At 62.1% G+C, this 12,973-nt stretch carries 12 protein-coding genes; 8 read left to right on the top strand and 4 right to left on the bottom strand.

What is annotated here, in order from left to right:
- Nucleotides 1–6: 6 nt before the first annotated feature.
- The 8 genes from AKL25_RS21560 (at nt 7) to AKL25_RS21595 (ending at nt 8,285) form a co-directional block, all read left to right on the top strand.
- Nucleotides 7–426, top strand: coding sequence for an acyl-CoA thioesterase (locus tag AKL25_RS21560; RefSeq protein ID WP_050479775.1), 420 nt, complete (start codon nt 7–9; stop codon nt 424–426).
- Between the two features lie 61 nt (nt 427–487).
- Nucleotides 488–1,639: an ABC transporter substrate-binding protein gene (locus tag AKL25_RS21565; protein ID WP_050479776.1), complete on the top strand. Its 1,152-nt coding sequence runs from the start codon at nt 488–490 to the stop codon at nt 1,637–1,639.
- 129 nt (nt 1,640–1,768) lie between these two features.
- Nucleotides 1,769–2,821 (top strand): branched-chain amino acid ABC transporter permease, encoded by a 1,053-nt coding sequence (locus AKL25_RS21570; protein WP_050479777.1) that lies wholly within the window; start codon nt 1,769–1,771, stop codon nt 2,819–2,821.
- Nucleotides 2,822–2,828: 7 nt separating this feature from the next.
- Nucleotides 2,829–4,640 (top strand): branched-chain amino acid ABC transporter ATP-binding protein/permease, encoded by a 1,812-nt coding sequence (locus tag AKL25_RS21575; RefSeq protein WP_050479778.1) that lies wholly within the window; start codon nt 2,829–2,831, stop codon nt 4,638–4,640.
- Entirely contained in the window at nt 4,637–5,377 is a 741-nt protein-coding gene (locus tag AKL25_RS21580; protein WP_050479779.1) for an ABC transporter ATP-binding protein, read from the top strand. Before AKL25_RS21575 ends, AKL25_RS21580 begins: the two co-directional genes overlap by 4 nt.
- A gap of 53 nt (nt 5,378–5,430) precedes the next feature.
- Nucleotides 5,431–5,997 (top strand): DUF3237 domain-containing protein, encoded by a 567-nt coding sequence (locus AKL25_RS21585; protein ID WP_050479780.1) that lies wholly within the window; start codon nt 5,431–5,433, stop codon nt 5,995–5,997.
- A 13-nt stretch (nt 5,998–6,010) separates the two neighbouring features.
- Nucleotides 6,011–7,795, top strand: coding sequence for an acyl-CoA dehydrogenase (locus tag AKL25_RS21590; protein ID WP_050479781.1), 1,785 nt, complete (start codon nt 6,011–6,013; stop codon nt 7,793–7,795).
- Nucleotides 7,785–8,285: a MarR family winged helix-turn-helix transcriptional regulator gene (locus AKL25_RS21595; RefSeq protein WP_050479782.1), complete on the top strand. Its 501-nt coding sequence runs from the start codon at nt 7,785–7,787 to the stop codon at nt 8,283–8,285. Before AKL25_RS21590 ends, AKL25_RS21595 begins: the two co-directional genes overlap by 11 nt.
- A 239-nt stretch (nt 8,286–8,524) precedes the next feature.
- Here the strand turns inward: AKL25_RS21595 and AKL25_RS21600 are convergent, their stop codons facing one another.
- The 4 genes from AKL25_RS21600 to AKL25_RS21615 all read right to left on the bottom strand — a co-directional run bounded on the left by AKL25_RS21600 (nt 8,525) and on the right by AKL25_RS21615 (nt 12,947).
- On the bottom strand, nt 8,525–8,944 hold the full coding sequence (locus tag AKL25_RS21600; protein ID WP_050479783.1) for a DUF4148 domain-containing protein: 420 nt from the start codon (nt 8,942–8,944) through the stop codon (nt 8,525–8,527).
- A 300-nt stretch (nt 8,945–9,244) separates the two neighbouring features.
- Nucleotides 9,245–10,225: an XdhC family protein gene (locus AKL25_RS21605; protein WP_050479784.1), complete on the bottom strand. Its 981-nt coding sequence runs from the start codon at nt 10,223–10,225 to the stop codon at nt 9,245–9,247.
- Between the two features lie 96 nt (nt 10,226–10,321).
- Nucleotides 10,322–12,523 carry a xanthine dehydrogenase family protein molybdopterin-binding subunit gene (locus AKL25_RS21610; protein WP_050479785.1) on the bottom strand — a complete coding sequence of 734 codons (2,202 nt, stop codon included), beginning with the start codon at nt 12,521–12,523 and terminating at the stop codon, nt 10,322–10,324.
- Entirely contained in the window at nt 12,504–12,947 is a 444-nt protein-coding gene (locus AKL25_RS21615) for a (2Fe-2S)-binding protein (protein ID WP_050479786.1), read from the bottom strand. The genes AKL25_RS21610 and AKL25_RS21615 overlap by 20 nt, the downstream gene beginning before the upstream one ends.
- Nucleotides 12,948–12,973 lie beyond the last annotated feature (26 nt).

The raw sequence follows: 12,973 nt of genomic DNA on the forward strand, positions 1-12,973 counted from the left end.
GTCAGCATGTCCAAAGTTGTGGTGTATCCCGTCAATGTCGAGTTCGGCGATTGCGATCCGGCGGGGATAGTTTTCTTTCCCAATTTCTTCCGCTGGTACGACGCGTCGTCTCGCAATTTCTTCCGCAGCTGCGGCGTACCGGCTTGGCGCGATACCGAGAAGAGCCACGGCATCATCGGCACGCCGGTGGTCGACATCGGCTCGCGCTTCATCCAGCCGGCAACTTACGGCGACAAGGTCGAGGTGCATACCTCGGTGGTCGAATGGAACGCCAAGACCTTCGTCATGCTGCACCAGCTGAAGCACGACGGCGTGCTGCTGTCGGAAGGCCGCGACACCCGCGTGTTCGCCATCCGCCATCCGGAAGATCCGGCGCGCATCAAGGCCATACCGATACCGGAAGACATCAGGCAACTTTGCAGTTAAGAACCCGCAACAGCAACAGGCAAACGAATCGATCCAGGTAACTATAAAAAAGGAGACGGAGATGAAAAAGATGTTTAAAGCAACGGTGCTGGCTTCGGCGCTGGCATTCTCAGGTTTGATCGCGCAACAGGCGCATGCGGAACTGACCATCGGCGTGATCATGTCGCTGACCGGTCCGGGTTCCGGTCTCGGTATTCCTGCCAAGAACGGCTTTGCCCTGTGGCCCGACAGCATAGGCGGAGAGAAGGTCAAACTGATCATCCTCGACGACGCCACCGATCCGACCCAGGCCAGCAAGAATGCACGCCGCCTGATCGCCGAAGACAAGGTCGACATGATCATCGGCTCGGCCGCGGTGCCGCCGACGCTGGCGATTGCCGACGTCGCCATGGAAACGCAGACCGTGCAGCTGGCGATCTCGCCGATCGAAACGCCGGAAGGCAAGGACGCCTGGACCTTCCGCCTGCCGCAATCGACGGCGGTGATGGCCGGCGGCGTGGTGGATCACATGAAGAAGCATGGCGTGAAGACCTTTGCCTTCCTCGGCTATTCGGATTCTTACGGTGAGAACTGGCTCAAGGAAACTGCCCGCCTGACCAAACAGGCCGGCATCAACATGACCGTCGCCGAACGCTTCGGCCGCGCCGACACCAGCGTCACGGCGCAGGCGCTGCGCGTGGTCAGTTCCAATCCGGATGCGGTGCTGGTGGTGGCCTCGGGCAGCGGCGCGGCGATGCCGCACAAGGCGCTGATTGAGCGCGGCTACAAAGGCAAGATTTATCAGACCCACAGCGCCGCCTCGCGCGACCTGATCCGCCTCGGCGGCAAGGATGTCGAAGGTTCGTTCGTGGTGTCCGGCCCTGCCGTGGTGCCGGAAGCGCTACCCGACAGCAATCCTTCGAAGAAGCTGGCGACCGATTTCGTGACGCGCTATGAAAAACAATACGGCGCCGGCACCCGCAACCTGTTCGCCGCGCACATCTACGACGCGCAACTGGTGCTGCAACGCGTGGTGCCTGAGGCATTGAAGAAAGCCAAGCCGGGTACGCCTGCCTTCCGCGCGGCGCTGAAGGAAGCGCTGGAGAATTCCGGCAACATCCAGATTTCGCAAGGCACCATGCATTACACCGCCAAGGATCACTTCGGCCTGGGCGACGATGCGCGCATCATGCTGACCATCCAGAACGGCAACTGGAAAGCGGCGGCGCCTTAAGTTAAGCGATGCAGCGCCGGAAGACGTACTGGCGTCTTCCGGCGTTCTCTTCATTTGTTCTGCTCTCTTGTTTCACCGCGTGTAATTTGCGAGTGATTTGCATGTGATTTAACCGGAACCGTCTCTTTCATGGATTCTTCTATTGCCGCCATCCTGTTGCTCGATGGCCTGACCAACGGCATCGTCTACGGGCTCATTGCGATTGCCCTGGTGCTGGTGTTTGCGGTGACGCGCATCCTGTTCATTCCGCAGGGCGAATTCGTCGCCTTCGGCGCGCTGACGCTGGCGATGCTGCAACAAGGCATGGTGCCGGGGCCGGTCTGGCTGCTGCTGTTGCTGGCCGTGTGCGCCACCGGCATGCAGGTCGCAGCCTTGCTGCGCAGCGGACAAACTGCCGGTATTGCGCGCTGTATTTCACGCTGTATTGCCAAAAACCTGTTCGTACCCGTACTGATTGCAGCGCTGGTGGCGTGGGCCGCACCGCAGCAGTTTGCGCTGCCGGTGCAGGTGGCGCTGACGCTGCTGCTGATCACCGCGCTCGGTCCGCTGATGTATCAGGTGGTGTATGAATCGCTGGCCGACGCCAGCGTGCTGGTGCTGCTGATCGTCTCAGTCGGCATCCATCTGGCGATGACGGGATTGGGACTGGTGTTTTTCGGCGCCGAGGGTTTCCGCACGCCGGCGTTCTGGGACAGCCGCTGGTCCTTCGGCGCGGTGACGCTGAGTGCCCAGACTATCGTCGTCGTGCTTGCTGCGCTGGCGCTGCTGGTGGCGCTGTGGCTGTTCTCCGGGCGCACGCTGTATGGCAAGGCCTTGCGAGCGACTGCCGTCAATCGGCTCGGCGCGCGTCTCATGGGCATCTCGACCACGCTGGCCGGCAAGCTCAGCTTTGCCGTGGCCGCCTTCATCGGCGCGCTGTCGGGGGTGCTGATCGGACCGATGAGCACCATCTTCTACGACTCCGGATTTTTGATCGGCCTCAAGGGTTTCGTCGCCGCCACTATCGGCGGGCTGGCGAGTTTTCCACTGGCGGCTTGCGGCGCGGTGTTCGTCGGCTTGCTGGAATCCTTCAGCTCTTTCTGGGCCAGCGACTACAAGGAAGTGATCGTCTTCATGTCCCTGCTGCCGGTGCTGTTGTGGCGTTCGTTCGTCGCGCCGGCGCATGACGAAGACGAGGAATAAGCCAGCGATGAACATCATGCAATCACAGAAAAAAATTCTCTCTCCGCGCTCCCTCATCTTGCTGCTGGCGGTGGTGCTGTTTCCGCTGTTGCCGACGCCGCAGTTCTGGATCATCCAGGCCAACTACATCGGCCTCTATGCACTGGTCGCCATCGGCCTGGTGCTTTTGACCGGCATCGGCGGCATGACCTCGTTCGGCCAGGCGGCCTTCGTCGGCATCGGCGCCTACACCACCTCTTACCTGACCACCGCCTGCGCCATATCGCCCTGGCTGACGCTTCCGATCGGCCTGCTGATCACCGGCGTGTCGGCTTATGTGCTGGGCCGTATCACGCTGCGCATGTCGGGCCACTACCTGCCGCTGGCGACGATCGCCTGGGGCATCAGCCTGTACTTCCTGTTCGGCAAGGTGGAGTGGCTGGGCAAGTACGACGGCATCGCCGGCATCCCTGCCCTGCAACTGTTCGGCTTCGACCTGGCGCAAGAACGCCATCTGTACTTCCTGATCTGGGCCATCGTGCTGGGCGCGACCTGGCTGGCGCTGAACCTGCTCGACTCGCGCGCCGGCCGCGCCATCCGCGCACTCAAGGGCGGCCGCACCATGGCCGAAGCGATGGGCGTCGACACCGGCCGCTACAAGATCCTGATCTTCGTGCTGGCGGCCTTGCTGGCGTCGGTGTCGGGATGGCTGTTCGCGCACATGCAGCGCACCGTCAATCCGTCGCCGTTCAGCCTGGCGATGGGGATTGAATATCTGTTCATCGTGGTGGTCGGCGGCATCGCTCACATCTGGGGTGCGCTGCTCGGCGCGGGCGTGCTGAAGCTGCTGGCCGATCAGTTGCAGGTGCTGTTGCCGGCCCTGCTCGGCAGCGGCGGCAACTACGAAAGCATCGTCTTCGGCGTGATCCTGATTCTGTTGCTGAAATATGCGCGCGGCGGCCTGTGGCCCTGGATCTGCTCGCTCGCAGCGCACCTCATGCCGCCGGCAAAGAAGACCGTACTGCAAGCGACTGCATCGGGCATCGCCCGACGCGACGTGCCGGCAAAGGGAAGCCCCCTGTTGCAGGTCGAACAGATCTCCAAGCGCTTCGGCGGACTAGTGGCGGTCAATGATGTTTCCTTCGGTGTCAAGGCGGGCGAGATCGTCGGCCTGATCGGCCCCAACGGCGCCGGCAAGTCGACCACCTTCAACCTGGTGACCGGCTTGTTGCGCGCCTCCGGCGGCAGTGTGAGCTTCAACGCGGAAAATATCACCGGCCTGCATTCGCGCGCCATCGCCACGCGCGGTATTGCGCGCACCTTCCAGCACGTCAAGCTGTTGCCGAGCATGTCGGTGCTGGAGAACGTCGCTCTCGGCGCGCATCTGCGCAGCGAACAAGGCTTCGTGCGCAATACCCTCAACGCCATGCTGCATCTGGAGCGCAAGGAAGAGCAGGAATTGCTCAACGAAGCAGCACGCGCCCTCACGCGCGTCGGCTTGCAGCATCTGATGCACGAGCAGGCCGGCAATCTGGCGCTGGGCCAGCAACGCATCCTGGAAATCGCCCGCGCGCTGTGCTGCGATCCATTGCTGCTGTTGCTCGACGAACCGGCCGCCGGTCTGCGTCATCTGGAAAAGCAGGCGCTCAGCAAAGTCTTGCAGGAATTGAGAGAAAGCGGCATGAGCATCCTGCTGGTGGAACACGACATGGAGTTCGTCATGCAACTGACCGATCACATCGTGGTGATGGAATTCGGCGCCAAGATTGCAGAAGGCACGCCGGAGCAAATCCAGCAGCACCCTGCGGTGATCGAAGCGTATCTGGGCGGAATCGAATGAACACGACCGACAACAATCCATTACTGGAAGTAAAACAACTGCGCGCCAGCTACGGCAAGGTGCAGGCGCTGTACGACATCGACCTCAGACTGGACCGCGGCAGCATCGCCACGGTGATCGGCCCCAACGGCGCCGGCAAGTCGACGCTGCTCAACGCCATCATGGGCGTGCTGCCGTCGCAGGGCGGTATCCGCTATCGCGGCCAGGCGGTCGAGCGCACCAGCCTGGAGCAGCGCGTGATGGCCGGCATTGCGCTGGTTCCGGAACGGCGCGAATTGTTTTCCACCATGACGGTGGAAGACAACCTGCTGCTGGGCGGATTTCGCCGCGTGCGTCTCGGACATGCGCAACCGCTGGATCAGCTGGCGACCGTTTTCGAACTGTTCCCGCGCCTGAAAGAAAGACGCACGCAATTGTCCGGCACTTTGTCGGGCGGCGAACGCCAGATGCTCGCCATCGGCCGCGCCATGATGGCCAAGCCCGATCTGCTGATGCTCGACGAACCCAGCCTCGGCCTGGCGCCGCGCATCGTCAAAGAGATTTTGCAGATCGTGTCCGAACTGCGCCAGACCGGCCTTGCCGTGCTGCTGATTGAACAGAACGCACGCGCCGCGCTGCAGGTAGCCGACTATGGTTATGTGCTGGAACTGGGGCAGATTTCCATGCAGGGCGAATCGGAAAAACTGGCGAACGACAGCCAGGTGATTCAGGCGTATCTGGGTTTTGGAAAACACTAGCGCGCATTTCATCAAGCATCAATTCAAGCATCCATCCACGAGGAGACAAAGAAATGAAAAAAATCATTCTGCTGCTGCAATCCATGCTGCTGACCGCCAGCATGATGGCAAACCCGGCTTACGCAGCCAGCGATGCCGACAGCAACACCATGAACCCACCCAAGCCCAATCTGACTTTCATGGCGCGCTTCTCGGTCGACCTCATCGCGCCGATCTGGGAACTGGGCAAGACCTCCGACCTCGGCAAGCGCCGCATCATCCCGATCACCGGCGGCAACTTCAAAGGTCCGCTGATCAATGGCGAAATCCTCAACAACGGCGCCGACTGGCAGACCGTCACCGCGGACGGCCTGGCCATCATCGATACGCGTTACCTGCTGAAGATGGATGACGGCGAACTGGTCTACCTGCAAACCCGCGGCGTACGTTACGGCCCGCCGGAAGTCATGGCCGAAGTCGCCAAGGGCAAGCCGGTCGATCCGAGCAAGTACTACTTCCGCCTGTACATGAACTTCGAAACCGCGTCCAAGAAGTACGATTGGCTCAACCGCGCCATGGGCGTCGGCTATGCAATGCGCCTGGGCAATGCGGTGGTGTACGACGCTTATCTGCTGAACTGATCCCTCTGCTGTCATGACTTATCAACCGCCGCTGCGCGACATGGCGTTCGTACTCGACGATGTGCTGGATGCGCCGGCGCGACTGTCGACATTGACTGCACATGCAGACATCGATGCCGGCCTGATGAAACAGGTGCTGGAAGAGGCCGGCCGCTTTGCCGCCGAAGTGGTCGCGCCGCTCAATGCCGGCGGCGACCGCGAAGGCTGCCGCTTTGCAGACGGCAAGGTGCAGACGCCCGCCGGCTTCGCCGCCGCATACCGGCAGTTCTGCGAAGCCGGCTGGCCGGCGCTGGCCTGCGCGACGAAGCACGGCGGCCAGGGTCTGCCGCATCTGCTCAACTGCGCACTGTTCGAAATGCTGAGCGCCGCCAACCACGGCTGGACCATGTATCCCGGCCTGCTGCACGGCGCGTATGCCTGCCTCAGCACGCATGCGAGCGATGCGCTCAAAACACAGTATCTAGGAAAAATCGTCAGCGGCGAATGGCTGGCGACCATGTGCCTGACCGAAGCACACGCCGGCAGCGACCTCGGCCTGCTGCGCACGCGCGCCGTCCTGCAAGACGACGGCAGCTATCGCTTGAGCGGCGACAAGATTTTCATCTCCGGCGGCGAGCAGGACATGACGGACAACATCGTGCATCTGGTATTGGCGCGCCTGCCCGATGCACCCACCGGCAGCAAGGGTCTGTCGCTGTTTCTGGTACCGAAATTTCTGCCGGACGGCACACGCAACGCAGTGCATTGCACCGGCATCGAACACAAGATGGGCATCCGCGGCAGCGCCACCTGCAGCATGCACTTCGAACAGGCGACCGGCTGGCTGGTCGGCGATGAAGGACGCGGACTGGCAGCAATGTTCGTGATGATGAATTCGGCGCGCCTGCATGTCGGCGCGCAAGGATTGGGGATTGCCGAGGCGGCGTATCAGCGAGCACTGGCTTATGCGCGCGAGCGTACGCAATCGCGTGCGCCGGGGCGCACCGCGACGGCAAACGCCGCCGATCCCATCGTCATGCAGCCGGCGGTGCAAAAGCTGTTGATGGAGCAACGCTGCCGCATCGAAGGCGGCCGCATGCTGGCGTACTGGAGCGGCTTGCTGCTGGATCTGGCGGAACACGATCATGACGCTGGCCAGCGCCGCCTGCATCACGACCGGCTGGAGTTCATCACACCGGTGATCAAGGCCGTGCTGACCGACAATGGTTTTCAGAACGCCAGTCTGGCCTTGCAGGTTTTCGGCGGACATGGTTACGTGACCGAGACCGGAATCGATCAGTATCTGCGCGATGCGCGCATCACGATGATCTATGAAGGCAGCAACGAAATCCAGGCCATCGATTTTCTGCTGCGCAAAGCGCTGGCCGACGGCGGACGCCGCATGACGGATTTCATCGCCATGATTGAACAGGATGTCGCACAGAACGGTGCAAGCGACGATAGCCTGGCGACACAAAAACAACAATTGCTGCAACTGACACGCTATCTGGAACAGACCACACATGCGATCGCTGCAGCAAGCGCCGGGCAGCCGCAGCTTCCTTACTTCATCGCCGAAGAAATGCTGCGCCTGACCGGCCACGCCGCGATGGCGTGGCTGTGGCTGAAAGCGGCGCGCAGTGCGACGCGGCAACATGCTGCAGACCCCTTGTTCTACGGCGGCAAGCGCGACAGCGCGTGCTATTATTTCGCCTTCCTGTTTCCGGAAGTGCAGCAGCTGTGCGGTGTCGTCGATACCTGCCTGGCTGCAGGCGCACCGGCGATACCATCCGACCTGACCCACCACGATGCTGCCTAAAAAGCCGGCCGAATTTGAACTGGAAGATGCCGGCGCCGATGCCGCAGACGCTGCGCCGCCGCTCGACCAGAGCCTGCTGCTGAGCCTGGTCGGCTACAACTGCCGGCGCGCCTACATCACGATCATGCCGCTGTTCGAAAAGCGCATGGCGAAGTTCGAGCTGCGTCCGGTCGACTTCACGGTGCTGAGCCTGCTCAAGGCCAATCCCAACATCAACCAGAAGCGCCTGTCGAAAGCCATCAACGTGTCGCCGCCAAATCTGGCGACCCTGCTCGATCGCCTGGAACAGCGCGACCTGGTGATGCGCCAGCGCAATCCTCAGGATCGCCGCTCGCAGACGCTGGTGCTGACGACTGCCGGCATGCGCATGTGCGTCAAGGCGGAAAAGACCGCCGCCGAACTGGAAGAAAAAGCCACCGAAGCGCTCAATGACGCCGAGCGTGCGCAATTGATCAAGCTGCTGCAAAAAATCTTCATCGCCAGCCTCTGAATGAGGCAGGAGCATGCAAGTCGACGTGATCGTCGTAGTGCTGCTCCGTCAGGCTCCATGCCATCCCTCATCGTTCACCGTCGTCCCAGCGCACGCTGGGACCCAGTGTCGTGACAGTCGCCGATACGACGCTGGGTCCTGACTTTCGTCAGGACGACGGCGATATAAGTTCTGGCAAGGAAAAGATTTAGCAAGCCTAACTGCACGACGTAAGGGCGTCGGCTTTTTACTGCTGGAAATTAACGCAGGAAAATCAGTTCAGCATAGCTTGGGTTGGCATGCGCCTGTTGATACTGCTTCAGCTCTTCCACCACTTGTGCGCGTGTCTTGGTCGACACCGGTGCGGATGCAATCGCCTTGTCCGGATAGGTCGCATCGTTGATCGGCAGTTCGCCGTTGGCGCGCGCTTGCTTCAGTTCGTCGATCACTTCGGCGCGGGTCTTGGTCGAGATCGATGCGGCGGCGATGGACTTGTCCGGATAAGACACGTCGTTGATCGGCAGCTCGCCATTGGCGCGTGCCTGGGCCAGCTCGGCGACGACTTCGGCACGGGTCTTGGTCGATACGAATTTGCTGTCTTCAGGATAAGGTGCTTCTGCCAGGGCGGCGCCGGCAAGGCTCAACATAAGGACGGCTGCGGAAATTTTCTTGATGTTCATGATTGACTCCAACGGGTGTTGCTGCAGCCGGACATTCACACGAAGGTCCTGTTTCATAACTGCGTTCACCATGGAGATCATCTTATTTGTTGCAACAACAAAGAAAAACCGGGATGCGAGCAATGCTCTATTTCGATTCCCGAAATAATGGCGTTCCGCGGGGAAGACGAACGACTGAAACGCGTGAGCTGGTCTGACGCTGAAAGCCTTATTCAGAAAGGGTTCTGGACATGCTGACGCGACCGTGGCAATGCGATTATTGCTCGCTGGCAGCCTGCGAGGCTGAAGGGAAAATGAAAGCTAACCGGCCTTCTTCATTGCAGATGGAACAACAATCCCGTGACGTACGGCGGTCATTTCGGCGATGACGGAGACGGCGATCTCGGCCGGCGTCTTGCTGCCGATAGGCAAGCCGACCGGGCCGTGCAGGCGGACGATCTGCTCGGGCGCAAGATCGAACAGCGCCAGCCGTTCGCGGCGCCGCGCGTTGTTGTCGAGCGAACCGATGGCGCCGACATAGAAGGCCGGCGAACGCAGCGCTTCCATCAGGGCCAGATCGTCGAGCTTGGGATCGTGCGTGAGCGCCACCACGGCGGTGCAGGCATCGGGACGCATCTCGATGACCAGATCGTCAGGCATCGCATGGATCACCGGCACGCCGGGGACCTGCCACACGCTGCGGAATTCTTCACGCGGATCGCAGACGCTCACCTGGTAGTCCATCCCCATCGCGATCTGCGCCAGGAAGGCCGACAGCTGTCCCGCACCGATCAGCAGCAAGCGCCAGCGCGGACCGTGATGCGTGACGACGTTGTTGCCGGCGATGCTGACCAGTTCCTGCGGCAAGGCCGGCGCACCGGCGCGCAACTCCACATCGCCGCTGTCGATGCGCAGGCGGCGTTCGATCAGTTGCTGATGCTCCAGCGCGTGCAACAACTCGCCGATGCGACTGCGTGAAGACAAGGGTTCGCGCACCAGCTCGATGGTGCCGCCGCAGGGCAGGCCGAAGCGATGCGCTTCGTCGGCGCTTAGGCCGTAGCGCAGAATATCCGGCACGCGGCGCTGCATGCCTTCGCGGCGGATGCAGGCGATCAGGTCGTCTTCAATGCAGCCGCCCGAAACGGAGCCGACCACGCGGCCGTCTTCGCACAGCGCCAGCATTGAGCCCGGCGGACGCGGACTGGAACCCCAGGTCTTCGCCACGGTGACCAGCTCGCAGCGCAGGCCTTGTAGCAGCCAGCCGCGCGCGGCTTTCAATACTTCCAGATCCATGCTGTCCATGGGATGTCGCTCTTCCACCTTGATCCGATCAACAACAACCGGGCCGCCGTCGGGAAATCCGGCGGCCCGGCCTGCCTGCTGCAAGCGACTGATGCGTTATGCCTGATCCAGCTTCAACGGCATGGAACGCAGGCGACGCTTGCTTGCCTTGAAGATCGCGCTGGCCACTGCGGGGGCGACAGGGGCCAGCGCGACTTCGCCGCAACCTTGCGGAGGACGGTCGCTGTTGACGATGACGACCTCGATATGCGGCATCTCCGCCAGACTCAGCAACGGGTAATCGTGGAAGTTGCTCTGCACGGCGGCGCCTTCGGCGAACGTGATTTCGCTCTTGAAGGTGTTGGTCAGCGCAAAGCCGATGCCGCCTTCGATGTTGGCTTTGATCAGCCCCGGATTGATGGCGGTGCCGGCGTCGACGCCGCACACCACGCGCTTTACCTTGATGCCGCCCTTGCCGGATTCGATCTCGACCGCCATCGCGACATAGGTCTCGAAGGCGCCGCCGCGCCCGGTGTACAGGTTGAAGGCGAAGCCGCGATGGCGGTTCTTTGGCAGCGGTTTGTCCCAACCGGCGGCCGCCACGGTCTTATCCAGCACCGCCAGCGCCAGCTTGTCGTGCGCCAGCAGTTTGCGGCGATAGCGATAGGCGTCGATGCCGGCCTGGTCGGCCAGCTCGTTGATGAAGCTCTCCAGGAAGAACACGCTGGAGGTGCTGCCGACGCTGCGCATGAAACTCACCGGAATCGGCTGCTTGATGTCGATGGCGTCGACGGTCAGGTTGGGTACACCGTAGGCGAGATCGTAGATCGCCTCGACCATGGTCTCGTCCCAGCCTCCGTTAGCCGCCATCTTGTCCTGCTTGATCATGCCGTACAGCGACTGCCCGACCACGCGCGCGTGCAAGGCCGTCGGATAGCCGTCCTTGCCCAGCACCGCGCGCATGCGCGCCGACACGCCGGGGCGATAGAAGCCATGCTGGATGTCGCCTTCGCGTGAGCGGATTACCTTGACCGGACGCCCCACCGCCTTGGATGCCTGCGCGGCATGCAACACGAAATCGGGAACGTATTTACGGCCGAAACTGCCACCCAGGAAATTGGTGTGGACGATGACTTTTTCCGGCGCCATCTTGTAGGCGCGGCCCAATGTTTCGCGCACCATGTCTTGCCCCTGGATCGGGCCCCAGACTTCAATGTCGTTGTCGCGCACGTGCACCGTCGCCACCACCGGCTCCATCGACGCATGCACGATGTAAGGCGTGTGGTAGCGCGCCTCGATCATCTTGCCGGGATTGGCGTCGAAGATCGCCTTGGTGTTGCCGATGCGCGAGGCGACGATGGCCTTGTCGTCATCCATGGCGGCCAGGCGCTGCTCGTGGATTTTCTTGCTGTCGACGTGCACGCCCGGCCCGGGATCGACTTCCAGCTCGAGCGCATCGGCCGCCTGCTTGGCGATCCAGTAGCTGTCGGCGACGACGATGACGGTGTTGGGCACCGGCTTGGGCCAGGTGGTGCCGATGACGACAGCATGCACGCCGGGACGCGCCAGGATCTGGGCTTCGTTGCGCACGCTGAGGATCTTGCCGGTGTAGGCCGGCGCCATGCGCGCGGCGCCGACCAGCATGTCGGGCACCTTGACGTCGATGCCGAAGACGGCGCTGCCGTTGACTTTCATCGGCGTGTCGAGACGCTTCATGTTGCGGCCGATGAAGGTGCGCTGGCTGCTGCTCTTGAGATGCGGCCCCGGATCGAGACGCAGGCGTGCAGCGTCGGCCGCCACTTCGCCATACGAGACCGAGCGTCCGGTGGCGGAATGGATCACACGGCCTTCGCTGGTATGACATTGCGTGGCGCGCACACCCAGCCGCGCCGCGCCGGCTTGCGTGAGCACATCGCGCGCCTGCGCCCCGGCGATACGCAAACGCTGGAACAGCATGGTCATGGACATCGACGCGCCGACGAATTGCTGCGGCGGCTCATAGGCGGCCGACATGCGATAAGCGTCGCGGCCGGTGACGAACTCGACGCTGACATCGCTCCATTTTGCATCCAGCTCGTCGGCCAGCACTTGCGGCAAGCCGATGTAGACGCCCTGGCCGACTTCGCATTGCGACAGGCCGATGATGGTCTTGCCATGGGCATCAATGCGCACCCAGTCGGTGATTTCCACCAGGCCGGTCGTCGGCATGTCTGCCGCATACGCCAACGGCACGATCAGGCCGACCGCCGCTGCGCCGGTGGCCTTGAGAAAACCGCGGCGCGACAGGTTCGGACCTGTCTCAGGAATTGGCTGCTGCATGGATCGCCTCCCGGATGCGGTGATAGGTTGCGCAACGGCACAGGTTGCTCATGTATTCGTCGATCTGCGCATCGCTCGGTTTCGGATATTTTTTCAACAAGGCGGTGGCCGCCATGATCATGCCGGACTGGCAGTAGCCGCATTGCGGCACATCGAGCTTGATCCAGGCCAGTTGCACCGGGTGGCTGGTGTCGCTCGACAGACCTTCGATGGTGGTCACGCTGCGCCCGGCGACGCTGGATACCGGCACGCTGCACGAACGCATCTGCTCGCCGTCGACGTGCACGGTGCAGGCGCCGCACATGCCGATGCCGCAACCGTATTTGGTGCCGGTCAGTCCGGCCGATTCGCGGATCACCCACAACAGCGGCGTCTGCTCGTCGCCGTCGAAGGTGGCCGGTCGCCGGTTCAGTGTGAATTCCATGGTGGTCTCCTGCCTTGTTGAAATGG

This window comes from Herbaspirillum rhizosphaerae (assembly GCF_001189965.1).
GTDB lineage: Bacteria > Pseudomonadota > Gammaproteobacteria > Burkholderiales > Burkholderiaceae_D > Herbaspirillum > Herbaspirillum rhizosphaerae.

Bases quoted from the DNA above. Each gene is read 5' to 3' on its own strand.
- AKL25_RS21560 (WP_050479775.1), top strand. From the start codon at position 7: ATGTCCAAAGTTGTGGTGTATCCCGTCAATGTCGAGTTCGGCGATTGC.
- AKL25_RS21595 (WP_050479782.1), top strand. From the start codon at position 7,785: ATGCTGCCTAAAAAGCCGGCCGAATTTGAACTGGAAGATGCCGGCGCC.
- AKL25_RS21585 (WP_050479780.1), top strand. From the start codon at position 5,431: ATGAAAAAAATCATTCTGCTGCTGCAATCCATGCTGCTGACCGCCAGC.
- AKL25_RS21605 (WP_050479784.1), bottom strand. From the start codon at position 10,225: ATGGACAGCATGGATCTGGAAGTATTGAAAGCCGCGCGCGGCTGGCTG.
- AKL25_RS21575 (WP_050479778.1), top strand. From the start codon at position 2,829: ATGAACATCATGCAATCACAGAAAAAAATTCTCTCTCCGCGCTCCCTC.
- AKL25_RS21565 (WP_050479776.1), top strand. From the start codon at position 488: ATGAAAAAGATGTTTAAAGCAACGGTGCTGGCTTCGGCGCTGGCATTC.
- AKL25_RS21615 (WP_050479786.1), bottom strand. From the start codon at position 12,947: ATGGAATTCACACTGAACCGGCGACCGGCCACCTTCGACGGCGACGAG.
- AKL25_RS21610 (WP_050479785.1), bottom strand. From the start codon at position 12,523: ATGCAGCAGCCAATTCCTGAGACAGGTCCGAACCTGTCGCGCCGCGGT.
- AKL25_RS21600 (WP_050479783.1), bottom strand. From the start codon at position 8,944: ATGAACATCAAGAAAATTTCCGCAGCCGTCCTTATGTTGAGCCTTGCC.
- AKL25_RS21570 (WP_050479777.1), top strand. From the start codon at position 1,769: ATGGATTCTTCTATTGCCGCCATCCTGTTGCTCGATGGCCTGACCAAC.
- AKL25_RS21590 (WP_050479781.1), top strand. From the start codon at position 6,011: ATGACTTATCAACCGCCGCTGCGCGACATGGCGTTCGTACTCGACGAT.
- AKL25_RS21580 (WP_050479779.1), top strand. From the start codon at position 4,637: ATGAACACGACCGACAACAATCCATTACTGGAAGTAAAACAACTGCGC.